Source organism: Streptomyces sp. NRRL F-5650, from assembly GCF_000721365.1.
Taxonomy (GTDB): Bacteria; Actinomycetota; Actinomycetes; order Streptomycetales; family Streptomycetaceae; genus Streptomyces; species Streptomyces ardesiacus.
In genome coordinates, this window is sequence record NZ_JOGV01000006.1 from 61,066 (window position 1) to 85,037 (window position 23,972).

Annotated in this window: 20 protein-coding genes, 1 tRNA gene and 2 pseudogenes; 9 read left to right on the forward strand and 14 right to left on the reverse strand. The window is 72.6% G+C overall.

The features are described 5' to 3' along the window. Positions 1–42 precede the first annotated feature (42 nt). The 4 genes from IG88_RS0108325 to IG88_RS0108340 form a co-directional block, all read right to left on the reverse strand. Positions 43–2,235, reverse strand: a complete 2,193-nt coding sequence (locus IG88_RS0108325; protein ID WP_031036820.1) for a PTS fructose transporter subunit IIABC — start codon at positions 2,233–2,235, stop codon at positions 43–45. Between the two features lie 121 nt (positions 2,236–2,356). Beyond that, entirely contained in the window at positions 2,357–3,319 is a 963-nt protein-coding gene (gene pfkB / locus IG88_RS0108330; protein WP_031036823.1) for a 1-phosphofructokinase, read from the reverse strand. Further along, positions 3,316–4,077: a DeoR/GlpR family DNA-binding transcription regulator gene (locus IG88_RS0108335; protein ID WP_031036826.1), complete on the reverse strand. Its 762-nt coding sequence runs from the start codon at positions 4,075–4,077 to the stop codon at positions 3,316–3,318. The genes pfkB and IG88_RS0108335 overlap by 4 nt, the downstream gene beginning before the upstream one ends. Before the next feature lie 337 nt (positions 4,078–4,414). After that, positions 4,415–5,947: an MFS transporter gene (locus IG88_RS0108340; RefSeq protein WP_031036829.1), complete on the reverse strand. Its 1,533-nt coding sequence runs from the start codon at positions 5,945–5,947 to the stop codon at positions 4,415–4,417. 61 nt (positions 5,948–6,008) lie between these two features. On the opposite strand from IG88_RS0108340, the gene IG88_RS0108345 reads away from it, so the two are divergent. After that, positions 6,009–6,980 carry a helix-turn-helix transcriptional regulator gene (locus IG88_RS0108345; RefSeq protein WP_031036831.1) on the forward strand — a complete coding sequence of 324 codons (972 nt, stop codon included), beginning with the start codon at positions 6,009–6,011 and terminating at the stop codon, positions 6,978–6,980. Positions 6,981–7,277: 297 nt separating this feature from the next. On the opposite strand, the gene IG88_RS0108350 is transcribed toward IG88_RS0108345, so the two are convergent. Further along, entirely contained in the window at positions 7,278–7,961 is a 684-nt protein-coding gene (locus IG88_RS0108350; RefSeq protein WP_031036834.1) for a TetR family transcriptional regulator, read from the reverse strand. 400 nt (positions 7,962–8,361) lie between these two features. After that, a complete protein-coding gene (locus IG88_RS0108355) occupies positions 8,362–9,360 on the reverse strand; it encodes a sigma-70 family RNA polymerase sigma factor (protein WP_031036837.1) in 999 nt (332 codons plus the stop codon). A 215-nt stretch (positions 9,361–9,575) separates the two neighbouring features. Here IG88_RS0108355 and IG88_RS0108360 point away from each other — a divergent pair, with 215 nt between their 5' ends. Beyond that, positions 9,576–10,091 carry a GNAT family N-acetyltransferase gene (locus IG88_RS0108360; RefSeq protein WP_107452098.1) on the forward strand — a complete coding sequence of 172 codons (516 nt, stop codon included), beginning with the start codon at positions 9,576–9,578 and terminating at the stop codon, positions 10,089–10,091. A gap of 20 nt (positions 10,092–10,111) precedes the next feature. Here the strand turns inward: IG88_RS0108360 and IG88_RS0108365 are convergent, their stop codons facing one another. Next, positions 10,112–10,897: a dioxygenase gene (locus IG88_RS0108365; protein WP_031036843.1), complete on the reverse strand. Its 786-nt coding sequence runs from the start codon at positions 10,895–10,897 to the stop codon at positions 10,112–10,114. Positions 10,898–10,995: 98 nt separating this feature from the next. Here IG88_RS0108365 and IG88_RS0108370 point away from each other — a divergent pair, with 98 nt between their 5' ends. Continuing rightward, positions 10,996–11,487: a MarR family winged helix-turn-helix transcriptional regulator gene (locus IG88_RS0108370; protein WP_030399256.1), complete on the forward strand. Its 492-nt coding sequence runs from the start codon at positions 10,996–10,998 to the stop codon at positions 11,485–11,487. 104 nt (positions 11,488–11,591) lie between these two features. Here the strand turns inward: IG88_RS0108370 and IG88_RS0108375 are convergent, their stop codons facing one another. Next, the gene (locus tag IG88_RS0108375) at positions 11,592–13,136 is read right to left on the reverse strand and encodes an MFS transporter (RefSeq protein WP_031036846.1); all 1,545 of its coding nucleotides are present in this window, start codon (positions 13,134–13,136) and stop codon (positions 11,592–11,594) included. A 275-nt stretch (positions 13,137–13,411) separates the two neighbouring features. Beyond that, positions 13,412–14,065, reverse strand: coding sequence for a TetR/AcrR family transcriptional regulator (locus IG88_RS0108380; protein ID WP_031036849.1), 654 nt, complete (start codon positions 14,063–14,065; stop codon positions 13,412–13,414). Positions 14,066–14,364: 299 nt separating this feature from the next. Here IG88_RS0108380 and IG88_RS0108385 point away from each other — a divergent pair, with 299 nt between their 5' ends. The 3 genes from IG88_RS0108385 (at position 14,365) to IG88_RS0108400 (ending at position 17,842) form a co-directional block, all read left to right on the forward strand. Next, positions 14,365–15,663, forward strand: a complete 1,299-nt coding sequence (locus tag IG88_RS0108385; protein WP_031036852.1) for a M6 family metalloprotease domain-containing protein — start codon at positions 14,365–14,367, stop codon at positions 15,661–15,663. A 236-nt stretch (positions 15,664–15,899) separates the two neighbouring features. Next, positions 15,900–17,675, forward strand: coding sequence for an IclR family transcriptional regulator domain-containing protein (locus IG88_RS0108395; RefSeq protein ID WP_234332078.1), 1,776 nt, complete (start codon positions 15,900–15,902; stop codon positions 17,673–17,675). Positions 17,676–17,769: 94 nt separating this feature from the next. Further along, positions 17,770–17,842 (forward strand) — tRNA-Arg (locus tag IG88_RS0108400). Positions 17,843–17,963: 121 nt separating this feature from the next. Here the strand turns inward: IG88_RS0108400 and IG88_RS0108405 are convergent. Both IG88_RS0108405 and IG88_RS38485 read right to left on the reverse strand, forming a co-directional pair. After that, entirely contained in the window at positions 17,964–18,497 is a 534-nt protein-coding gene (locus IG88_RS0108405; protein ID WP_031036857.1) for a CbrC family protein, read from the reverse strand. Positions 18,498–18,672: 175 nt separating this feature from the next. Beyond that, a pseudogene (locus IG88_RS38485) lies at positions 18,673–19,108 on the reverse strand (tyrosine-type recombinase/integrase); the annotation flags it as partial. A 157-nt stretch (positions 19,109–19,265) separates the two neighbouring features. Here IG88_RS38485 and IG88_RS44185 point away from each other — a divergent pair. Then, a pseudogene (locus tag IG88_RS44185) lies at positions 19,266–19,622 on the forward strand (deoxyxylulose-5-phosphate synthase); the annotation flags it as partial. 216 nt (positions 19,623–19,838) lie between these two features. Further along, a complete protein-coding gene (locus IG88_RS43300) occupies positions 19,839–20,399 on the forward strand; it encodes a hypothetical protein (RefSeq protein WP_158853852.1) in 561 nt (186 codons plus the stop codon). A 142-nt stretch (positions 20,400–20,541) separates the two neighbouring features. Here IG88_RS43300 and IG88_RS0108420 read toward each other — a convergent pair whose 3' ends face one another. Beyond that, positions 20,542–20,931 (reverse strand): MerR family transcriptional regulator, encoded by a 390-nt coding sequence (locus IG88_RS0108420; RefSeq protein WP_031036863.1) that lies wholly within the window; start codon positions 20,929–20,931, stop codon positions 20,542–20,544. A gap of 77 nt (positions 20,932–21,008) precedes the next feature. On the opposite strand from IG88_RS0108420, the gene IG88_RS0108425 reads away from it, so the two are divergent. Beyond that, positions 21,009–21,737, forward strand: a complete 729-nt coding sequence (locus tag IG88_RS0108425; RefSeq protein ID WP_031036865.1) for an SDR family oxidoreductase — start codon at positions 21,009–21,011, stop codon at positions 21,735–21,737. Positions 21,738–21,799: 62 nt separating this feature from the next. Here the strand turns inward: IG88_RS0108425 and IG88_RS0108430 are convergent, their stop codons facing one another. Further along, complete coding sequence (locus tag IG88_RS0108430) at positions 21,800–22,111, reverse strand: hypothetical protein (RefSeq protein ID WP_031036868.1); 312 nt, start codon at positions 22,109–22,111, stop codon at positions 21,800–21,802. Positions 22,112–22,253: 142 nt separating this feature from the next. Further along, positions 22,254–23,894: an oxidoreductase gene (locus IG88_RS0108435; protein WP_234332079.1), complete on the reverse strand. Its 1,641-nt coding sequence runs from the start codon at positions 23,892–23,894 to the stop codon at positions 22,254–22,256. Between the last annotated feature and the right edge of the window lie 78 nt (positions 23,895–23,972).

The following is a 23,972-nucleotide window of genomic DNA, read 5'->3' on the forward strand; positions in this document are numbered from 1 at the left end:
TCCCGTCCGGCCCCCTGGAGAGGGTTCCGGGCGGAGAGTGTTCTAGGCGGCCACCGGCTGCCTCTCCCCCGGCGCCGGTGCCGACGGGTCCGCGCCGTCCGGTCCCTGGGCCGCTGCTCCCGGCGCCGGCCTGCGCAGCCCCTTGAGGACGATCACCAGTGCCGCGGTGACGGCGACACCGGCCGCGACGGCGACCAGGTAGAGCAGCGGGTTGCCGATCAGCGGCACCACGAAGATGCCGCCGTGCGGGGCGCGCAGCGTCGCCCCGAAGGCCATCGACAGGGCCCCGGTGACCGCACCGCCCGCCATGGACGCCGGGATGACGCGCAGCGGGTCGGCCGCGGCGAACGGGATCGCGCCCTCGGAGATGAAGGAGGCGCCCAGGACCCAGGCGGCCTTGCCGTTCTCGCGCTCGGCGGCGTTGAAGAGCCGGCCGCGCACCGTGGTGGCCAGCGCCATCGCCAGCGGCGGGACCATGCCGGCCGCCATGACCGCCGCCATGATCTTCATCGCCGAGTCGCTCGGACTGGCGACCGCGATGCCCGCGGTGGCGAAGGTGTAGGCGACCTTGTTGACCGGGCCGCCGAGGTCGAAGCACATCATGAGGCCGAGCAGCGCACCGAGCAGGATCGCGTTGGCGCCGGAGAGGCCGTTGAGCCAGTCGGTCATCGCCGACTGCGCGGACGCGATGGGCTTGCCGATCACGACGAACATCAGGAACCCGACGACCGCCGCCGAGATCAGTGGGATCACCACCACCGGCATGATGCCGCGCAGTGCCTTCGGTATGCGGATCCGCTGGATCGCCAGCACCACCGCACCGGAGATCAGTCCGGCCGCCAGACCGCCGAGGAAGCCGGCGTCGATGGTGAGCGCGATCGAGCCGCCGACGAAGCCGGGGACCAGGCCCGGCCGGTCGGCCATGCCGTAGGCGATGTAGCCGGCCAGCACCGGGACGAGGAAGGCGAAGGCCACGCCGCCGATCTGGAACAGCAGCGCGCCCCAGCTTTCCGCCTGGGTCCACACGAAGTGGTCCATCACGGAGGGTGCCTTGTTGATCTCGTAGCCGCCGATCGCGAAGCCGAGGGCGATCAGCAGACCGCCGGCGGCGACGAACGGGACCATGTAACTGACGCCGGACATGAGCCACTTGCGCAGCTTGGTGCCGTAGCCCTCGCCGGACTCGCCGCCGCGCTCGACGGGTGTCGCGTCCGCGGACCGCGTCGCACCCGGGGAGGCGGCGGCCTCGCCGCGGGCCGCCTTGTCGCGGACCTCGCCGATCAGCTCGCCCGGCCGGTTGATGGCCGCCTTGACGCCGGTGTCGACGGTGGGCTTCCCGGCGAAGCGGTCCTTCTCCCGTACGGCGACGTCGTGGGCGAGGATCACGCCGTCCGCCGCCGCGATCACCGCCGGGTCGAGGCGGGTGAAACCGGCCGACCCCTGGGTCTCGACGACGACCTCGACGCCCGCCTCGCGGCCGGCGTTCTCCAGCGACTCGGCCGCCATGTAGGTGTGCGCGATGCCGGTGGGGCAGGAGGTGACGGCGACGATCCGGAACGGGCGCGCGGGTCCGGCCGGCTCCGGCGTCCCGTCGTCCGCGACCGTGGCGGGCCCGGCGGAGGCCGCCGCCGGGCCCGCCACGGAGTCCTGGCCACCGTCCGCCACGGAGTCCTGACCGCCATCCGCCACGGAGTCCTGACCGCCGTCCGCCACGGAGTACTGGCCACCGTCCGCACCGACGTCCTGGCCGCCTTCCGCACCGGCGTCCGCCGCGGTCGCCTCGGCGGCGGTGGGTTCCTCCCCGCGGATCAGCGCGGCGGCGCCCGCCGCGTCGCCCGCCGAGCGCAGCGCGGCGGTGAACTCGGCGTTCATGAGCTGCCGGGCCAGTGCGGAGAGGATCGTCAGGTGGGCGTCGTCGGCGCCCGCCGGAGCTGCGATCAGGAAGATCAGGTCGGCCGGTCCGTCCGCCGCCCCGAAGTCGACGCCGGCCGCGCTGCGCCCGAAGGCGAGGGTCGGCTCGGTGACGTGCTCGCTGCGGCAGTGCGGGATGCCGATGCCACCGTCGAGGCCGGTCGGCATCTGCGCCTCGCGGGCGGCCACGTCGGCGAGGAAGCCCTCCAGGTCGGTCACCCGGCCCAGGGCCGCCATCCGCTCCGCGAGGGCACGCGCCGCCGCTTCCTTGGTGTCGGCGGACAGGTCGAGGTCGACCAGGTCCGCGGTGATCATGTCGCTCATCGCGGGCTCCTTAGCTCGCGTATCGCCCGGAACGCGGGGCGCCGGGCGGGGAGGGGGACGGGGGCACTGCGGTGGGGGCTGGGGGCGGCCCCGGGGAGGGGGCCGTGAGCGGGGTGGGACGTCATGCCGCCGGCACCTCCTGGAGGCGGTCCGTCAGGACGCGGTCCACGGGCACCTCGGCGGTGACCGTGACGGCGGCCGGGTCCAGGTCCTGCGGCGTCGGCATCACGCTGCCGGGCAACCGGACGGCCGCGGCGCCGTGCGCGACGGCGGAGGCGAGGGCGCCGGGGCCGCTCCCGCCGGCGACGAGGAACCCGGCGAGGGAGGAGTCCCCGGCGCCGACGTTGCTGCGTACGGCGTCGACGCGGGCGGTGGCGAACCAGGTGCCCGCCTCGTCCACGAGCACCTGCCCGTCGGCGCCCAGGCTGGCGAGCACGGCCCCGGCGCCCAGTTCCCGCAGTTCCTCGGCGGCCTTCACGGCGTCGCCGACCGTGGCCAGGGGACGGCCGACGGCCTCGGCCAGTTCCTCGGCGTTCGGCTTGACCACGTCGGGCCGCTCGCGCAGCGCCCGCAGCAGGGCGGGTCCGGAGGTGTCCAGGGCGATGCGGACCCCGGCGGCGTGCGCGCGGGCGACCAGGTCGGCGTACCAGGAGGGGGCGAGTCCGCGGGGCAGGCTGCCGCAGCAGGCGATCCAGGCCGCGCCGGGCGACTGGCGCCGTACGGTCTCCAGGAGCAGTTCCCGTTCGGCCGGGGAGAGTTCGGGGCCCGGCGCGTTGATCTTCGTCAGGACGCCGTCGGCCTCGGCGAGCGCGATGTTGGAGCGGGTGGGCCCGGCGATCGGGACCGGCGCCACCTCGATGCCCTGCGCGTCGAGCAGGTCGGCGACGAGGGCGCCCGGCGCCCCGCCCAGCGGCAGTACGGCGACGGTGCGCTGCCCGGCGGCGGCCACCGCGCGCGAGACGTTCACGCCCTTGCCGCCGGGGTCGACCCGTTCGCCGGTGGCGCGGACGACTTCGCCGCGGTCGAGGGAGGGCACCTCGTAGGTGCGGTCCAGCGACGGGTTGGGGGTGACGGTCAGGATCATGCGCGTACCACTTCCGTGCCGGCGCGCTCGATGCCGGCCGCGTCCTCGGGGGTCAGTCCGGTGTCGGTGATGAGCAGGTCCACGTCGCCCAGGGCGCCGAAGCGGGCGAAGTGCTCCTGGGCGAACTTGGAGGAGTCGGCGAGCAGCACCACGCGCCGGGCGGCGGACAGGGCGGCCCGCTTGACGGCGGCCTCGGCGAGGTCGGGGGTGGTCAGGCCGTGTTCCGCGGAGAACCCGTTGGCGGCCACCACGGCCACGTCGGCGCGGATCTCGCCGTACGCGCGCAGCGCCCAGGCGTCCACGGCGGCGCGGGTGCGGTGCCGTACGCGTCCGCCGACGATGTGGAGCTGGATGCCGGGGTGGTCGGCGAGGCGGGCCGCGATGGGCAGGCTGTGGGTGACCACGGTCAGCGAGGTCTCCCGCGGGATCGCCGCGGCCATGCGGGCCACGGTCGAACCGGCGTCGAGGATCACCGTGCCCTCGGCCGGCAGTTCCGCCAGGGCCGCCCTGGCGATGCGGTCCTTCTCGTCGGCGGCCGTGGACTCGCGCTCGGCGAGGTCCGGTTCGAAGTCGAGCCGTCCGGCGGGGATCGCGCCGCCGTGCACCCGGCGGAGCAGACCGGCGCGGTCGAGGGCCTTGAGGTCGCGGCGGATGGTCTCCGCCGTCACCTGGAACTCCTCGGCCAGCGACACCACGTCCACCCGGCCGACGTCCCGGGCGAGCCGGAGGATCTCCTGCTGCCGCTCCGGTGCGTACATGACCGTTCACCTCCGACCGTGCCCGAACCTGTTGTTTCTCGGGGAGGCTACGCCCGGTTGTCCGGAATGTAAACAGTAAATGGAAACGTTCGGACTCAAGCAGGCATGAACGGGCATCGCATCGATGTGGCGGGAACCGGGCCGGGCACCGAGACGGGAAACGGGCCCGGCACGAGTGCCGGGCCCGCCCCTGGTCCCTCTTCGACCGGTCCTACTTCGCCCGGTCCGGTGTCGGCCGGTTCCGTGTCGGCCGGTTCCGTGTCGGCCGGTTCCGTGTCGGCCGGTCCGGTGTCGGCCGGTTCCGTGTCGGCCGGTCCCTCCTCGGCTCCGGTCCGTCTCAGGCCAGGACGGGCTCCTTGTCCTCCGACCGGTCGTTCTCCGCACCGGCGCCCTCCACGTGCTGGGCCGGCCGCCGGGGCAGCGCGAACATCAGCAGGAAGATCGCGACCAGCACCCCGGCCACCCAGCCCAGCGCGTTCTGGAAGGCGTCCACGTAGGCCGGTCCGACGCGGGCGGGGGTGAGGTGGTCGCTCATCGTGCCGAAGAAGACCACCGACACGAGGCCGAGTCCGAGCGCGTTGCCCATCTGCTGCACGGTGTTGATGAGCCCCGACGCCGCCCCGGCGTGCTCGCGCGGCACCTGGGAGAGCACCGCGTCGGTCAGCGGCGCGACGATCAGGCCCATGCCGAGGCCCATCACGGCCAGCGGCAGCGCCATCTGCCAGGACGTGATGGCCTGCCCGTAGTGCCCGGACTCCAAGACGTAGAGGAGCACTCCGGCCGCCATCACCAGCGCGCCCGTCTGCAGCACCTTGCGCCCGAAGCGCGGGACCAGTTTCTGCACCGAGATCCCGGCGGCCGTGGACACGGCGACCGAGAACGGTACGCCGGTCAGGCCGGCCCGCAGCGGGCTCCAGCCGAGCCCCACCTGCATGTACAGCGTCCACACCAGGAAGAAGACGCCCAGCCCGACGCCGAAGACGGTCTGCACGGCGATCCCGGCCGCGAAGCTCTTCACCTTGAACAGCGACAGCTCCACCAGCGGCGAACCGTCCCGCGCGCTCTTGCGCCGCTCGTAGGCGACCAGCACCGCGAGGACCACGACCGACCCGGCCATCGAGAGGTGCCCCCACAGCGGCCAGCCCAGCTCCTCGCCCCGGGTGAGCGGGTAGACCAGCATCAGCAGCCCGAGGGTGACCAGCGCGACCCCGACCAGATCGAGCCTCAGGGCGCGCGGCGCCTTGGACTCCGTGATGAAGCGGCCGCCGAGGACGAGGCCCGCGATGCCGACCGGCAGGTTGATGAGGAAGATGGGCCGCCACTCGAGCCCGAAGAGGTTCCACTCGGTGAGCAGGGCGCCCAGCAGCGGACCGGAGACCGCGCCGAGTCCGACGATCGCGCCGAACAGCCCGAAGACCTTGCCGCGTTCGTGCGCCGGGAAGGTGGCGTGCACGATCGACAGCACCTGCGGCACCATCAGCGCCGCCATCCCGCCCTGGAGGATGCGGGAGGCGACCAGCATCTCCGGGTTCACGGCGAGGCCGCACAGCGCCGACGCGAGGGTGAAGCCGCCGATGCCGACGAGGAAGACCCGCTTGCGGCCGTGGATGTCGCCGAGCCGCCCGCCGGTGATCAGGCCGGCCGCGAAGGCGAGGGCGTATCCGGCGGTGATCCACTGGATCTGGCTGAAGGAGGCGCCCTCGTCCTGCTGGATCGAGGGAATGGCGATGTTGACGATGGTGACGTCTACCAGGTCCATGAAGGCCGCGGTCATCACGATCGCGAGCGCGAACCAGCGGCGTCGGTCGCCCGGGCCCGCCGCAGCGGCGGGCGGAACGAGTGCCGGTTCCGGGGTGTGCGTGGAGGTCATGGGAGCAACCTAGGAGGGCAGTAGGTCAGATCATGTCCTAGATCTGCGGCATCCTCGGCCCATGACGACGGACACCCCGGCCCGGCTGCTGACGCTCCTCTCCCTCCTCCAGACGCCCCGCGAATGGCCCGGCGGCGAGCTGGCCGAACGGCTCGGCGTCTCCCGGCGCACGGTCCGGCGGGACATCGACCGCCTGCGCGAGCTGGGCTATCCGGTCCAGGCCACGATGGGCTCCGACGGCGGCTACCGGCTCGTGGCGGGCAAGGCGATGCCGCCGCTGGTGCTCGACGACGAGGAGGCGGTGGCCATCGCCGTCGGGCTGCGGGCGGGCGCCGGGCACGCGGTCGCGGGCCTGGACGAGGCGTCGGTGCGGGCCCTGGCCAAGCTGGAGCAGGTGCTGCCGTCCCGGCTGCGGCGCCGGGTCACCACGCTCCAGTCCGCCACCACGCCCCTGACCAGTGGGGACGGGCCGAGCATCGCGCCCGAGACGCTGACCGTGATGGCCTCGACGGTGGCCGGGAACGAGCGGCTGCGGTTCGCCTACCGCGCGGCGGACGGCACCGAGACGCGGCGCGTGACCGAGCCGTACCGGCTGGTGTCGACGGGGCGGCGCTGGTACCTGGTCGCCTACGACCTCGACCGGGCCGACTGGCGGACCTTCCGGGTCGACCGGGTGAGCGAGCCCTTCGCCACCGGGGCGCGGTTCGCTCCCCGGGACCTCCCGACCGGTGACGCGGCCGAATACCTGCGGCGCTCGATGTACCGGCGGAACGACTCCTACGGGATCACGGTCGTCTTCCACGCGCCGGCCGAGACCGTCGCGCCCCTGCTGCCGCCGTGGCTGGGGGTGCCCGAGCCGGCGGACGACGGCGGCTCGTGCGTGGTGCGGGCGACCGTGTCCGGTTCGGTGGAGTGGACCGCGGTACGGCTGGCGACGACCGGGCTGGAGTTCCGGGTCTCGGAACCGGCGGAACTGGTGGAGTGCGTACGGGAGATGGGGGCGCGCCTGGGACGGGCGGCGGGGGACGGCTGACCCTGCTCCCACCGGACCTGCCCGCCCTCGTGCGTGTGACGCCCGCCCTCGTGGCTGTGACGCCCGCCCTTACGCCCGTGACGCCCGCTCTTACGCCCGTGATGCCCGCCCTCGCGCCCGTGACGCCCGCCCTTACGCGTGTGACGTGCGCTCTCACGCCGTAGGCCGGGCCGGCAGCCGTAGGGCCGGGCTGACAGCCGTTGGGGCGGGCCGGCAGCCGTAGTGCCGGGCCGACAACCGTTGGGACGTATCGCCAGCCGTTGGGACGTATCGCCCGCTCCCCCGCCCGAGGCGCTCTCACTCCCGTGGCGCCGGGCCGTCCTCCCAGGCGAAGTCCCGCAGCACCGCCAGGTTCAGCAGCGCCTGCTCCAGGGGGCCGCGCACGTCCTGCGGGGGCGCGGACGCCCAGTTCTCCGCCGCGACGCGCACGGCCGCTCCCGCCACCGCGGCGGCGAAGTGCAGCCGCGGAGCGGCGGCCAGGCGTGCGGCAACGTTGTCGTCACCGCCGGACATCCGCGCGGCCAGCGCCTCCACCAGTCCCCGCTCCGTGCGGTGGCAGACCTCCGCCCACACCTTGCGCAGCGCCGGGCTGCTCCCGGCCAGGCCGATGAGGGTGCGGGCCCACTCCCAGGAGCGCGCCGAGACGCCCGCGCCCGGGGTCAGCGTGTGCCGTGCGGCGTGTTCGAGTGCCTCGGGCGGGGACAGTGCGGCCGGGGCCTCGCGCACCGCGCGCACCCAGCGCTCGGCGCCCAGGGCGTAGAGCGGGGCGACGGCCTCCTCCTTGGCCGCGAAGTAGCGGTAGAAGGTGCGGGGGGCGACCCCTGCGGCCCGGGCGATGTCCTCGGCCCGCGTGGACCGCAGGCCCTGGCCGGCGAAGAGACGGGCCGCCGCCCGGGCGATCTCCATGCGGGTCTCGGCCTTGCGCCGCTCGGTCAGGGAGGCCGGTCCGTCGGCGGGATGTGCGGGAACGGTGGTGCTCACTTCGGCAGGCTATGCCGCTGTGGCAGAATCTGCCATTCGGCGGGCCACCCCGGGGTTCAGGTTCGGGGTGCCCCGCCCCTTCTCGCACCGGCGCTGTCGCACCGGCTCACCGGCCGTCCCGGGGCAACGAGGAAGGAGCCGGGCTGCGGCGCCCCGGGGGGAGAGGCGCCGGGCAGCCCGGCTCGGGAAGTCCCGGCGCCGGGGGGAGTGCGTCGGGACGTGGTCTGCGGTGCCGCGCGGAGCGCGCGGGACGAGCCGCGCTGTCGGGGCCCGGCCCCGGACGAACGGGCTCGCCCGTCTCTTTCCCGGCCCCGGCGGGTTGAAGCAGCGTTGTACGGCCATGTTTGCGCCGGGTTCAGCACCCGGCGTACGCCCCACCCGCCACGTCACGCCCCCCGCGTCACGCGGCCGCCTCGAAGCCGGTGTCGCGGGCCAGCTTCTTCAGCTCCAGCAGCGCGTGCTTCTCGATCTGGCGGATGCGCTCGCGCGTGAGGCCGTGCTCCTTGCCGACCTCGGTCAGCGTGCGCTCGCGGCCGTCGTCGATGCCGTACCGCATCTTGATGATGGAGGCCGTGCGCGGGTCGAGGCGGCCGATGAGGTCGTCCAGCTCCTCGCTGCGCAGCAGAGTCAGCACCGACTGCTCGGGCGACACGGCGGAGGTGTCCTCCAGCAGGTCGCCGAACTGGGTCTCGCCCTCGTCGTCCACGGACATGTTCAGCGAGACCGGGTCGCGGGCCCAGTCGAGCACGTCGGTGACGCGCTCGGGCTTCGAGCCCAGCTCGGCGGCGATCTCGGCGGGCTCCGGCTCGCGGCCGTGTTCGCGGTTGAACTCGCGCTGCACGCGCCGGATCCGGCCCAGCTCCTCCACCAGGTGGACGGGCAGCCGGATGGTGCGCGACTGGTCGGCGATGGACCGGGTGATGGCCTGACGGATCCACCAGGTCGCGTACGTCGAGAACTTGAAGCCCTTGCGGTAGTCGAACTTCTCGACGGCGCGGACCAGGCCGGCGTTGCCCTCCTGGATCAGGTCGAGGAGCGGCAGGCCGCTGCGCGGGTAGCGGCGGGCGACGGCGACGACCAGGCGGAGGTTGGAACGGATGAAGACGTCCTTCGCCCGCTCGCCCTCGTCGACGAGGGCCTGGAGCTCCTCACGGGTGGCGTCGGCCCCGGTCTCCTCGTACCCTTCGAGGACCTGCCGCGCGAACACACCCGCCTCGATGGTCTGGGACAGCTCGACCTCCTTGGCGGCGTCGAGCAGCGGTGTCCGGGCGATCTCGTCGAGGTACATGCCGACCAGATCGCGGTCGGCGAGCTCGCCGCCGTTCGCGCGGACGCTGGTTGCCGAGCCGGAGGTCTCGCCGGTGGCGGACTTACGACGGGCGACGGCACGGGTTGCCATGCGTGCTCCCTTGCGATGGTGGTTCAGCGGGTGGTCCTGTGGACGCTCGGGCGCCGTGCGGGTGGTCTCCGTGTGTCTGGATCCCTCTCGGGACTCTCCTCGGGTGCCCTGCATCCGATGGAAACAACGACTGGAATCCGGACAGAATTCCCAACCCGCCCCTCAATTTTTCTGATCATGCAGTACCCTGTGCCGCCACACGAGGAGGCGGGATGCTGCGGGGAACTGCGGAGGTCCAGGTCAGGCCGGGAGTCGAGGCCGATCTCAAGGCCCTCACCGACCTCTACAACCACTACGTGCGTGAGACGCCCATCACGTTCGACACCGAGCCGTTCACCCCGGAAGAGCGCCGCTCTTGGCTGCTCTCCCACCCTGAAGACGGCCCCCACCGGCTGAGGGTTGCGAGGGACGCGGAGTCACAGGAGATTCTGGGGTACGCCACCTCCAGCCCCTACCGCGCGAAGCCCGCCTACGCGACCTCGGTGGAGACCACCGTCTACGTCGCTCCGGGGGCCGGCGGCCGCGGCATCGGCTCGCTCCTCTACACGTCCCTCTTCGACGCCCTGTCCGGCGAGGACCTGCACCGGGCCTACGCGGCCGTCGCCCAGCCCAACGAGGCGTCGGCGCGACTGCACGCCCGCTTCGGCTTCCGGCACGTCGGCACCTACCGCGAGGTGGGCCGCAAGTTCGGGCGGTACTGGGACGTGGCCTGGTACGAGAAGCCGCTCTAGGCAGGTCCCGGGTCCGCCGCTCAGCCGAACTGGACCGAACGCTTGGCCAGCCCCATCCAGAACCCGTCGATCACCGACCGCCGCAGGTCCAGCTCGCCGGCCGCGTCCGCCGCGCCCATGGCCACGAACAGGGGCGCGAAGTGCTCGGTGCGGGGGTGGGCGAGCCGCCCGGCCGGGGACTTGCCGGCGAAGTCGAGCAGGCCGTCCACGTCCCCGCCCTCCAGCGCGCGCCGCCCCCAGTCGTCGAACTCGGCGGACCAGGAGGGGATGCCGCCCTGGCGCAGCGCGGCGAGGTTGTGGGTGAAGAAGCCGGAGCCGATGATCAGCACCCCCTCGTCGCGCAGCGGCGCGAGCCTGCGGCCGATCTCCATGAGCCGCGCCGGGTCGAGGGTCGGCATGGAGACCTGGAGGACCGGGATGTCGGCGCCGGGGTACATCTCGACCAGCGGCACGTAGGCGCCGTGGTCGAGGCCGCGGTCGGGGACGTCCTGGACGGGCGCGCCGGGGGCGCGCAGCAGCTTGCGCACGGACTCGGCGAGCGCGGGGGCGCCGGGGGCCTCGTAGCGCACCTGGTAGTAGTGCTCCGGGAAGCCCCAGAAGTCGTAGACCAGGGGCACGGTCCGGGTGGCGCCGAGAGCGAGCGGGGCCTCCTCCCAGTGGGCGGAGACGACGAGGATCGCCTTGGGGCGGGGCAGGGCGGCGGACCAGGCGGCGAGTTCGCCCGGCCAGACGGGGTCGTCGGCCAGCGGCGGGGCACCGTGGCTGAGATAGAGGGCGGGCATGCGTTCCTGCGGGGCGACGGTCATGGCGGACCCTCCCATACTTGAACTCTCAACCTTTACTTGCCGACAATCTACCCCTTGTTTGTTTAAGATTCAAGGAACCGTCTCGTACAGTGGGCGGCATGAACGACGAACCCCGATGGCTCACCGCCGAGGAGCAGCTCGTCTGGCGCTCCTACATCGAGGCCGCCACCCTCCTCGAGGACCACCTCGACCGACAGCTCCAGCGCGACGCGGGCATGCCGCACGTCTACTACGGCCTCCTGGTCAAGCTGGCGGAGTCGCCGCGCCGGCGGCTGCGGATGACGGAGCTGGCCAAGTACGCCAAGATCACCCGGTCCCGGCTCTCGCACGCGGTGGCCCGTCTGGAGAAGAACGGCTGGGTCCGCCGCGAGGACTGCCCCTCCGACAAGCGCGGCCAGTTCGCCATCCTCACGGACGAGGGCCACGAGGTGCTGCGCCGGACCGCACCGGGCCACGTGAACGCCGTACGCCAGGCGGTCTTCGACCGGCTCACCCCCGAACAGCAGAAGTCCCTCGGCGAGATCATGCGGATCGTCGCCGAGGGACTTCAGCCGAGCGAAGCGGGTGCGGACCTGCCCTGGCTGCGCTGAGCGCGCTGCCAGGGCAGGTCCGCGGGGAACCGTGCGTACGGGGCGTCCCCTCCCCGTCCGCACGGGTGGAGCAGGGGCCCGAGTGGGTACCGGGTCCGGCGTCGTCAGTGGACGACGACCGGCACCGGCAGCTCGTCCTCGGCCGCCTCGCCCGTACCGGACCCGGCGACGGGGCCGCCGCCCGGGCGCCCGGCGTTGACGAAGGTCAGGGCGACGGCGGCCGCCACGACCAGGATGCCGACGGCGAACCAGATCGCGCTGGTGTAGCCCTGCACCTGCCCCTGCAACTGGACCAGTTGCTGCTGGGAGCGGGAGGACGCGCCCCCGATGTGGTCGGCGATGTACGACGTGGTCGCCGAGGCGGCGATCGTGTTCAGCAGCGCCGTGCCGATCGCGCCGCCCACCTGCTGCGAGGTGTTGACCATCGCCGAGGCGACGCCGGCGTCCCGCGGCTCCACACCCGTGGTGGCCAGGGACATCGCCGGCATGAACGCCGTACCCATGCCGAGGCCGAGCAGGAGCATGCCGGGCAGCAGCACACCGGCGTAGGAGGTGTTGATCTCGAGCTGGGTCAGCAGCAGCATGCCGACGGCGGCGACCAGGAAGCCGGGGCCCATCAGCAGCCGGGCCGGGACCCGGGTCATCAGGCGGGTGCCGATCTGGGTGGAGCCCGTGATCATGCCGACGACCATCGGCAGGAAGGCGAAGCCGGTCTTGACCGGCGTGTAGCCCTTCACGATCTGCAGGTAGTAGGTCAGGAAGAGGAACAGGCCGAACATCGCGATGATCGCCAGGCCCAGCGAGAGGTAGACGCCTCCCCGGTTGCGCTCGGTGATCACGCGCAGCGGCAGCAGCGGGCTCCGGACCTTCGACTCGACCAGCACGAAGGCCAGCAGCAGCACGGCGGAGCCGACGAACATGCCGATCGTCACCGCGTCGCTCCAGCCCTCGGACTCGGCACGGGTGAAGCCGTAGACGAGCGCGACCAGTCCCAGGGTGGACAGGATCACGCCGGGGATGTCGAGCGGGGCGCCGTTGCGGCCGCCCTTCGGCTCACGGACGACGAGGTAGGCACCGGCCGCGGCGACGACGGCGAACGGCACGTTGACGAAGAAGGTCCAGCGCCAGTTCAGGTACTCGGTGAGGAAACCGCCGAGGATCAGGCCCACGGCGGCACCGCCACCGGCGATCGCGCCGTAGATGCCGAAGGCCTTGGCGCGCTCCTTGGCGTCCGTGAACATCACGGCGAGCAGGGAGAGCGCGGCGGGCGCGAGCAGGGCGCCGAAGACGCCCTGGAGGGCGCGGGAGCCGAACATCATCGCCTCGTTGGTGGCCGCGCCGCCGAGCGCGGACGCCGCGGCGAAACCGGCCAGACCGGTGATGAAGGTGCGCTTGCGGCCCCACTTGTCGGATATGCGGCCGCCGAACAGCAGCAGACCGCCGAAGGCGAGGGCGTAGGCCGTGACGACCCACTGCCGGTTGCCGTCGGAGATGCCGAGGTCCTGCTGGGCGGAGGGCAGGGCGATGTTCACGATGGTGGAGTCGAGGACCACCATCAGCTGGGCGAGCGCGATGAAGACCAGCGCTTTCCAGCGGCCGGCGTCCGGGGCGTCGGGCACGCCGGAGGCCTGGACGGCTGACTGAGACATGGGGATACCCACTTCGGACTTCGTGACGGAAAAAGACGAGAAAAGGGACGAGCGGTCCCACGACACCGACCCACCGTCAGCGACGGTGCTGACGGTGCGACGCCGGTGACGGAACCGGTGGAGCCGGTGAAACCGATGAAGCCAATGGAGCCGGTGAAACCGATGGAAACGGCGGAACCGGTGGAACTGACTGGAAAGACTGGAGGAGTCGGAGGACTGAACGGGCTGAACGGACCGAACGAACTGAACGGGCTGAACGGGCTGAACGGGCTGAACTACTGGTCGCAGGGCCGGCGCAGGTCCTCCAGGGTCACGGCCGTCCCCGGCAGGGCGGAGCGGGCGGGAACCCGCAGCCCGTCCAGGAAAAGCTGGAGATGACGGTGGACGAACCGGTCGGCGCTGACACACCCCGTACCGGCCGGTGGCCGGCTGAGCTGGGCGGCGGCGATCATCAGATCGCCCACGCCCACGTCGTCACGGAGCTGACCGGCCGCCTTCGCCCGGTCCATGACCTCGGCGACGAGTCGTTCGACCCGTTCGCGCGCCGCTTCCAGGTCGGGGTGGTACTGGTCGAACGTGCTGGACACCATGGGGCACAGCGCGCTGATGCGCTCGTCGGCCGAGGCGTGCACGAAGCGCTCCAGCGCCTCGAACGCGTCCCCGGTCTCGTCGAGCGCCAGCTCGGCCGCCCGCGCCGTACGGTCCATGACCGAGCAGACGACCTCGCGGACGAGGGCGTCGCGGTCGGGGAAGTTGCGGTACACCGTGGCGTTGCCGACGCCGGCCCGGCGGGCGACGTCGTCGAGCGGCACGTCCGGTCCGTGCTCGACGAACATCTCCCGGGCGGCGGCGACGATCCGCTCCCGATTGCGCAGAGCATCGGCGCGGGGCCGGGCCGCCTTGCGCTGCTCGGGGGTCGCGGTCTGCACGGCGCACTCCTTGGTCTGTCTGGGTCAGTGGGCTCACGATCCGGGGAGCCAGTCCCCGTTTCGCTCGGACACAGGTCTAAACGGGGAAACGATCCCCGGTTATTTCCCGCTCCCGAAGAACTTTCCGGTGACCTGGCTCACACTCCCGACCGCTCCGGTCCGCATGCCACCCGATCGGCGGCTACCGGCGAGAAACCCACGATCGGCCCCTCCAGCGCGCGCCCGCCCACCCGGCGGCACAGGGTGAGCCCAAGGGCGCAGCCGGTGTCGGGCGGCTGCCGTGGCACGGGGAGGTCCGCATGCGGTCGCACGGGCAGGCGCAGCCACCGAGCCGCCGCATACGCCCGCGCCGACTGGCCGCGGCCACGACCGTCACCGTCCTGACCCTCGCCCTCAGCACCTCGGCCGGCACCGGCCGGCTCGCGCCCGGCACCTCGACCTCGGGCCCCGGCCCCGCCGCCCTCTCCCGCTCCTCCGCGCACGGCCCCTGCATGATCAGCGGCGGCTCCGAGATCCAGATGTCCGAGGGCGTGCCGACCTCCGCCGGGTACGCCCGCTCGACCGGCACCGTCCGCGCCCTCACCCTGATGATCGACTTCTCCGACGCGCCCGGCGAGGGCAAGGCGCTCGACCGGTACGCGGAGTTCTTCCCGCAGACCCAGGAGTGGTTCCGCACCAGCAGCTACGGCCGTCTCGACTACCGCCCCGAGACCCCGATCCGGGACTGGCTCCGGATGCCCAAGTCCTTCGCGGAGTACGGCATAGAACGCGGTGCCCCCTTCGAACCCGGCTACCGGAAACTGGTCCAGGACATGGTCGCCGCGGCCGACCCGAAGGTCGACTTCCGGGCGTACGACCTCGTGAACGTCCTGGTCACCCCGAACGCCGGCCCCTCCGCCCTGGACACGGTCCTGTCCGTGACCTTCGCCGGCAACAAGGAGGCCCCGGTCGCCGACGGCGTCCCGGTGGCCAACGCCTCCTTCGTCTACTCCCGCCAGGACGACGGCTCCGGCTCCTACGACGAGACCGGCTACCGGGTCCTCCCCCACGAGAACGGCCACGTCTTCGGCCTCCCCGACCTCTACACCCAGGAGGGCGGAGGCGCCGTCGGCCACTGGGACATCATGAGCGAGGACTGGGGCGCCGACAACGACCTGCTCGGCTGGCACAAGTGGAAGCTGGGGTGGCTCGACCCCACCCAGGTGCACTGCGCGTCGGCGCCCGGCACGACCGAGTACACCCTGACGCCGCTGGCCCGCAGGGGCGGCGACAAGCTGGTGGTCCTCCCGCTGAGCGGCACGTCCGGCTACGCGCTGGAACTGCGCACCCGCGAGGGCAACGACGCGACGGTGTGCCGGCCCGGCGTACTGATCTACAAGGTCGACGCGGACGTGGACACCGGAATGGGCCCGGTGCGGGTCTACGACTCCCAGCGCGACAGCGGCGGCTGCACCCGCAGCCCCAACGTCCACGCCGAGCTCTCGGACGCCGCCTTCACGGAGGGCGAGACCTTCAAGGACCCGCGCAAGGGCATCACCGTCAAGGTGACCGGGAAGGACGCGAAGGGCGACGTACGGGTGCGGGTCACCCGCAGGTGACGCAGGGGGCACGGGGCGGACGACCGGGACGCGGACGACGGCCGGGGCACGGACGGAGGGGAGCACGAGCAACCCTGCGGACGGGCCGGACCGACGCGGGGACGGTCCGAGCCACCGTACTAACTCGCCGGACCGCCGCGGGGACGCACCGAGCCACCGTACGGACGGGCGGACCGGCGCGGCGACGGGCCGGGCTACCGTAGGCGACCTGCCGTGACCGCCGTACCGGAGAGCCGATGCCCGCCCACAGTCCTGACGACGCCGCCCCCGACAGGGCCCACGCCCCGGCTGCCGCCGCCGCACCGGACGCGGGTGCCCCGGCGAGGACGGCCCCGGCGGAAACGGACCGGACGGAAGCGGTTCTGCCGGAGCCTGGCCCGGCGGAAACGGACCGGACGGAAGCGGTTCTGCCGGAGCCTGGCCCGGCGGAAACGGACCCGGCGGGAACGGTCCTCCCGGATACGGTCCCGTCCGAGGCGGTCACCCCCCTCCTCCGGGGCATCGCCGTACTCCGCCGGCTGACCGAGGCGGACGACGGCACCCTCAGCCTCAGCGCCCTGGAGAAGACCACCGGCCTGGCCCGCTCCACGGTCGACCGCCTCACCGCGACCCTCGCCCGCATGGGATACGTCCGCCTGGACGGCCGCGACGTCACCCTGGCCCCCCGCCTGATGGAACTGGGCAACGCCTACCTAGCCGCCCTGCGCCTGCCCGCCCTGCTCTCCGCCCGCGCCGACGCCCTGGCCGACGAACTCGACGAGTCGGTCTCCCTGGCGGTCGGCGACCGGGACGGCATCCGCTTCATCCACCAGGCCACCCGCCGCCGCGCCATGTCCCTGAGCTTCCGCATCGGCGACCTCCTCCCGGCCGAACGCACGGCCCCGGGTCCCCTCTTCGCCACGGAGTGGACCGGCCCCGACTGGCACCACTGGCGCACACGCCGGGCCGCAGACCCGTCGGACCGCACCTTCCCGGCCGTACCGCCCCGCGAACACCCCACCCCCGACGAGGACTTCGTCCGCCGTACGACAGCGGCGGCGGCCGACGACCACGCACTGGACGACCAGTTGATCGAACCGGGCCTGGTGGCACTCTCGGTCCCCGTACGGCACCCCGGTACCGGCCGGGTGGCCTGCGTGGCGAGCGTGGTGAGCCACACCAGCCGCCACACGGCCGCCGACCTGCGGACGGCCCTGCTCCCCCGCCTGCGTACGGCGGTGGCGGCGATGGAGGACGACCTGCGCACCGCCCCTCCCCCGGCCCCCGGCCCGCCCCGGGCCGGCCTGGCCACCTGGACGGGCGCGTCGAAACAGGAACTGGGCCGGGAGTTCGTGGAGTCCCTGGCCCGCGGCCTGACCGTCCTGACGGCGTTCGGCGAGGGGCGCTCCGCCCTGACCCTGACCCAGGTCGCGAAGGCGACGGGCCTGGCCCGGGCAACAGCACGCAGGGCCCTGATCACCTTCACACACGCGGGCCTGGTCTCCCCCGCCCCCGACGCCGCCTACGCCCTCACCCCGCGCGTCCTGTCCCTCGGCTTCCCGCCCCTCTCCCGCACCTCCCTGCCCGAGATCGCCCAGCCCCACCTGACCGCCCTGGCCGACCGCGTCCACGAATCGACGTCCCTCGCCGTCCTCGCCGACTCGGGCACGGAGATCCAGTACACGGCCCGGGCGTCCACACCCCGCGTCCTGAGCGCCCGCGTCACCGTCGGCGCCCGCCTCCCGGCCCGCGCGACAGCCCTGGGCCGCGTCCTGCTGGCCCTCCCCGAGGTCCGGGCACGGGGCTACGCCCTGGTCGACGAGGAGCTGGAGGCGGGCCTGCGCGCCGTCGCGGTCCCGGTCCGCGACCGCACGGGAAGCGTGGTCGCGGCCCTGAACGTCGCCACGCACGCGGCCCGCCGCACGACGCAGGCCTGCGAAACGGAGATCCTCCCCGAACTGACCCGTACGGCATCCGCCATCGAGGCGGACCTCCGCGTGGCGGGCCACTTCGTCCACGTCCCCCCGGCCTGACCCCCTCCCTCACGACCGCGCTGCTCACCACCGCCTCCACCCCGGCCCCCGATCCGCTAACCTGTTGCCACCGCCGCCCACAGCGGCAGGCCCCGCCTTCGTAGCTCAGGGGATAGAGCACCGCTCTCCTAAAGCGGGTGTCGCAGGTTCGAATCCTGCCGGGGGCACCGGTTCAGACGGGGCCCATCTCCGGATTTTCGGAGGTGGGCCCCGTCTGACATCAACGCGGGCGGTCACTGTCGCGTGTGTCCTCATCTGAGGTCGCGGACTCGCGATGGCAGACGACCTTCAGGATGCGTCGGCGTAGGCGAGGTGGACGCCACAGACGGTGCACCGGAAGAGCATGGCGGTCATCCCCTCGCCGAGGTGGGTCAAGAGGCGCTCAAGCTGGCTTTCGTCGTGGTGGCCGTCGAGGCGCATGTCGCCCCGCATCTGGTCGAGGGCTTCGGGGTGCTCGGCCAACTCGGTGTATCCGACTTCGCCCACGAAGGCACCCGCGTCATGGCAGTGGACGAGCCAATGCGGATCTTGCCAAGCACGGAATCCAGGTGTGCGGCGGGTGACCTCGTGCAGCACGTCGTCGCTCACGCCGTCGAGTCCGTAGGAGTCAGTGAATTCACCCTCGAAACGCTCAGCCGCGCTCCCGTCTGCAATGCACCAGGGGCAGAAGCGTCCGCTGACCTCTTGCGCAGAGTAGAAGGTTGCCGTGTAGATCCAGCCCGTGCTGCGGCCGCAGCAGGCGCACGACTCGGCGGACGCGCGGATGGACCCGCTTGCCAGGGGATCCGGGTGATATCGGAAGAAGGGCAGGTCGGCGCTCATCGCAGCTTCCTGATTCGCGCATCGGCGGGTATGCCTACGGGTCCCATGACGGGCAGTCTGTCCGCAAGGAAGTACGGGATCAAGCGGCATCATCGAACTGCTTCCGGCCCGCCGAAGGGCCCCAGACCAATAACCGTCCGGGGCCCTTGATACCTGTGTGCTTGGACGCCGTTGGTCACTGACGACCAGGACGCCTCCGCAGCGGCCGGTTCATGCGGCTCATGGCCTCACGCCGGGTGTCCGGCACGACGTGGGTGTAGACGTCCATGGTGATGCTGATCTGCGAGTGCACCCGGATCTCCATGACGACACGCGGCGCGACTCCGGCCTCTGTGAGGAGGGTGGCGGTGCTGTGACGGGCGTCGTGCAGCCGGATGCCGCGGAGGCCGGCGGACTCGGCGACGCGGGTGAATGAGCGGTAGACGTTCAGTGGCTCGACCTGGCGGCCGGTGCGAGTGGTGAAGACGCAGGCGGACTCCTGCCACTGCTCCCCCGACCTGAGCCGAGCAGCCCCCTGCCGCATCCGGTGCCGACGCAGGGGCGCGATGCAGAGAGGGCGGCAGCGGGACGGCCCGGCGACGGCGGGTCTTGGGGGCGTCGTCGTAGAGGAGGCGGGCGACGAGGCCCTTGGCCAGGCAGGGTGGGAGTCGTCCCCGCCCGCCAGCGCGGGGTACCACGGGGAGCCGTCCAAGGGCGTGGTGACGACGATTCCGCTGAACGTCACGAGGAGCGTGCTGATCACATGCCGGAAATCCGTCGAGACTGATCCTGTGGTGGCTCTACCCTTTCCACAAGGCTCATGCCAAGACCTCGTACGTTTGCCTGCCCTGCCGGGCCTCGTACAAGCAGCCCTACCCCGGGTACCACGACCACGACCGGGTCTGTCCACGCTGCACCGAACCACTGATCCACGTCGGCTCCGCCTTCGCGGCACCGAAGAGGCGGGACACCACCGCCTGGCGCACCCTCTCCGTTCTGCTGCACGCCGGTGTGCGCTTCCACAAGAGTTGCTGCGGCGGCCCCGGCTACCGCCCGCGCACCCTCAGTGAGGTGCGCGAGCGGATGGCCTGTGCCCGCGCCACCGGAGAACCGTTCGCTCAGGCCTTGGTCCGCCGCGACCTGCCCCAGCAACCCGACAGACCTTGTCCAGGCGGTCCGGGAAGAGATGCCCGTACGTGTCCATGGTCAGCATCGCGGACTTGTAGCCCAGCATCGTCTGTACGACGTTGACGTCCGCACCGCTGACGGTCTGCTGCGCAGGAGCACCGCAGGCAAGTGAGCAGTAACCGCGTTGAGCCGATGGTGGGCGACGGGCACCGGCTCCGTGCCTACGGTGGGTCCATGCGTATACGTCCATTCCTGCCGTTCTGCGTCGCGGCGATCGCTCTGCTCGCAGGCTGTGCCGAAGCGGGGAAGGAGACGAACGGCGCGGCGGACCGGTCGTCGGCGCCCGTCGAGGGGCAGAGCAAGCCGCCGGCCGACGGCAGCCGCGCCTGGGAGCCGGACGACGCGATGCAACGGGCAGAGCGGGCTCTGGAATCGGCCTCCGACAGCGACGCGCGTCCGGAACTCGTCGACACCGCGAGCGCGTTCGTCGCGAGCGGCATGGACAAGAAGCACCACACGTCCGGCGACCGGCCGTATCTCTTCAGCGTGACCTGTGACACGGACGGGATCTCGGAACTCACCCTCACCCTGTCGCGAGGCGATCAGGAGCAGGCGTACGGGATCGAGTGCGGGGACCGGGAGGCCGACCGGTTCAACATCCCCGCGGGTAAGCCCTTCACCGCACGGGTCGACCCGGTCAGGAACGGCACCGGCCTGATCCTGTGGCGCCTGGACACCATCGCCCGGGATGCGGTGGAGGGGTGTGACGACGACGTCGATGGTTGTGGCACCTGAGCGGTGGGCGTTGTTTGAGCGACGGGGGCGGAGCCACCCGGGTTCTGTGCGGCCACGATCCGCACCCACACGGTGGGCCGGGCACGCGCGGTCCGGTGTCGCCGACCCGGTGGCCGCCCTGTGATGTCCGGGGCGGCCGGGGCTACGGGTGGGTGTTCGTGGTCGCGATGACCTCGTCGAGGCGGTCCAGGGCGGCCTGCAGGTCGTCGACCTTGGCCTGGATGCGGGCGCGCTCGGCGTGCAGCATGGCTCGCTGCTCGGCATCGGTGTGCCCGGTGTCCCAGCACGGGAGCAGTTCGGCGATCCTTCGGCTGGTCAGGCCGGCGGCGTACATCTGCTGGAAGAAGCGGACCAGGGGGATGGCGTCCTGCCGGTAGAGACGCTGGCCGGACGGGCTCCGTTCGGCCCGGAGCAGTCCCTGCTGCTCGTAGTAGCGCACGGCGCGTACCGAGACGCCGGCGCCCCGTGCCACCTCGCCGATGCGCATCAGCCGCTCGGCCTCGGTTTCGGTCTCGGCCTCGGTGACGGGCATGGTGGCTCCTCTCGCCCGGCCGCCCTGACGGTCGGCACTTGCCTCTGACGTCAACGTCAGGTTTTAGCGTAGCGGGCATGGACCTCAACAACTCAGTTGCCCTTGTCACCGGAGCCAACCGCGGTCTGGGCCACGCCTTCGCCCGCCGCCTGGTCGAACGCGGCGCACGCAGGGTCTACGCGACGGCTCGCCGCCCCGAGACCGTGGACCTGCCGGGGGTCGAGGTGCTCCGCCTCGACATCGCCGATCCGGCGTCTGTGAGGGCCGCCGCCGAGGCCGCCCCGGACGTCTCGCTGCTCATCAACAACGCGGGGATCCAGACGGGGACCGACCTGCTGACCGGTTCGCTGGACGCGGTGCGGCGGGAGCTGGAGACCAACGTCTTCGGCCACCTGGGAATGATCCGGGAGTTCGCACCGGTGCTGGCCGGGAATGGCGGGGGCGCGGTCGTCAACGTGCTCTCCGCCATGTCGTGGTTCGGGGGCAAGGGCGCGAACGCCTACCACCTCACCAAGGCCGCCGCCTGGGCCATGACCAACGGTGTCCGCCTGGAACTCGCCGAGCAGGGCACGCTCGTGACGGCGGTGCACCTCGGGCTGGCCGACACCGACATGGCCGCGGGGTGGCCCGTGGACAAGATCGCGCCGTCGGACTTGGCGGACGCGGCGCTGGACGGTGTCGAGGCGGGCTCGGCCGAGGTCCTCGCCGACCAGTGGAGCCGGGACGTCAAGTCCCGGCTGCCGCTGGCGCCGGAAGAGTTCAACGCCGCGATGGACCGTGCTCTGGCCGCCCTGACCGCGGCGTGAGAGTCCCCCGGTCGAGGCGACTTGGGCCTGTTGCCACAGCCCGGGGTGGGCAGCAGGGCGTGTCAGCGGGCGGGGACGGAGGCGAGCAGGGCTGCTCCGGCTCCCAGGACGACCAGTTGCGCAGTGCCGGGGAGGCGCCGGTTCAGCGCGAGAAGGCCGCCGCCCGTGACGACTGCGCCGCCGGCCAGGAGCCACGCTCCCCGCAGCGCTTCTCTGCGCGCGCCGGGCGGGGCTCCCCCGTTGTAGCTGTCCGCCCATGCCGTCATGCCGTACTGGATGACCACCAGCCAGGCAATGACCACCAGGTCGATGACGAGCAGGGCCGCGGTGACTCCCACCTGCTCGCCGGTCGACGGCTCACGCCGGGGGGTCACGACGACCACCGTGCCCGTCTCGATCGCATGCCGTTCAGCATGGTGCCGCGGCAGGCGCCACGCATGAGCACGGGTACTCAGTCGCGCCGCTCCGGCCGCGCGTCACTCTCCGCGGCGCCCGCGGCACGGCTCCCCTCACAGGTCACTGTCGGCTCAGTGCCCGGGTGATCCCCGCGGTGACCGTCGTCGCCAGGATCCAGCCGGCCGCGATCAGGGTGTAGGAGAGCCACTGGCCGGTGCCCCGGGGGGCGTACGCGGGTTCCTGGCCGAAGGTGATGATCGGGACGAGCAGGTCGAGGGTGTAGAAGACGGCGTTGAAGGGCGGGGCCTTGCCGGGTTCGAGGGGGGCGGGGGTGTGGAGGGCGAAGTACAGGGTGCCGCAGGCGAGGAGGGCCAGGAGCCACAGGCCGGCGCGGAGGGGGCGGTAGCCGTAGCCGACGGAGACGTCCTGGACGTGGCCCCACAGGCGGGTGTGTGCGGGGAGGCCGGTGCGGCGGTGGCGTTGCTTGGCGAGGAGGACCGTACGGGCCTCGTCCTCGTGGCCCAGGCGCCGGTAGGTGGCGGCCAGTTGCTCGTACGGCTGGGGGAGGTAGCCGCCGGGTGGGCGGCGCAGCCAGCCGACGCGCTCGGTGGCCGTCAGGGGGAGGGTGAGGGTGTCGTACGTCGTGTCGGCCAGGCGGAGGTCGGCGGGCCAGGTGACGGGGTCGTCGTGCAGGGTGCCGAGGTGGGCGTTGCGGGCGTCGACCGTGCCCTCGATCGGCTGCCGGGTGCGCAGGTCCGTGTCCCGTGCCCGGGTCGCCCGCAGGGACAGGGCGATGCCGCCCGGGTGGGTCAGTTCGGCGGCGCGGAAGCTGAGTTCGGTGCCGACGTGGGTGCCGTCGAGTCTCACCGCGCCGTCGACCTTGAGACCGAGGCCCAGGTCGAAGTTGCGGGCGACGGTGACGTCCACCGCCTCCAGCGCGATGTCCCCCGGGTTGCTCAGCCGGGCCCCGCAGAAGCCGATCGCCGCACCGACCGTGGCGCCGGAGAGGATGAGCCGGCCCTCGGCGCTGAAGCCCGGATGGCAGGTGAAGTCCTCGGCGACCCGCACGTGGTAGGCGTCCAGGGCGTGGCGGCCGGGGGCGCTGAGCCGGGCGCCCTCCAGGTCGAACTCGCCGTCCACGGAGGCGCCGGAGAGGCGGAAGGTCCCCTCGACGGCGAGGTCGGCGCACAGGGCGTTGCCGGACACCTGGGCGTGCACGGCCGATATGGCCTCACCGCCGGGATGGCTGATCGTCGTGTCGCGCAGGTCCAGGTCGCCGTTGATCTGGGCGCGGTTGAGGACCAGGGGGCCGGTGAGACGGCAACGGGTGAGGGTCAGGCCCGCGTCGATCTGTGCCGTGTCCGCGACGAGGCCCGGCAGGGTGCAGCCCGTGAGGGACAGCTCCCGGACCTGGGCGGCCCGTAGCAGCGGTGCCTCGTCGAAGCGGCAGTGGGTCAGGTGCACCGGCGCCGCGATGTCCGTGAAGCCGAGGTCCAGGCGGCCCGTGATCCGCGCACCGGTCAGGCGCAGTGCGGGGCGGTCGCCGGGCGCGCCCGCGGTGTTGGCGCCCAGCAGCAGTGCGGCGACGACCTCGGCGCGGATCACCTGCTCCGGGGACCCCGGGTCCGCCGGGTCCGCCGAGGGCGCCGGGTCCGCCGAGGGCGTTGGGTCCGGCGGGGGTGCCACGGGACGGCCCTGTGGGTAGGCATTCCACAACCGGCGTTCGTCCGCGCTGAGTTCGTCGAGGTCGTCCAAGTGCACGGACGACGATCTTCCCGGGGTGGCGGGGCTCGGGCAAGACCCGCTCCTTCCTTCCCTCTACGCCTTCCCTTTGCGCCT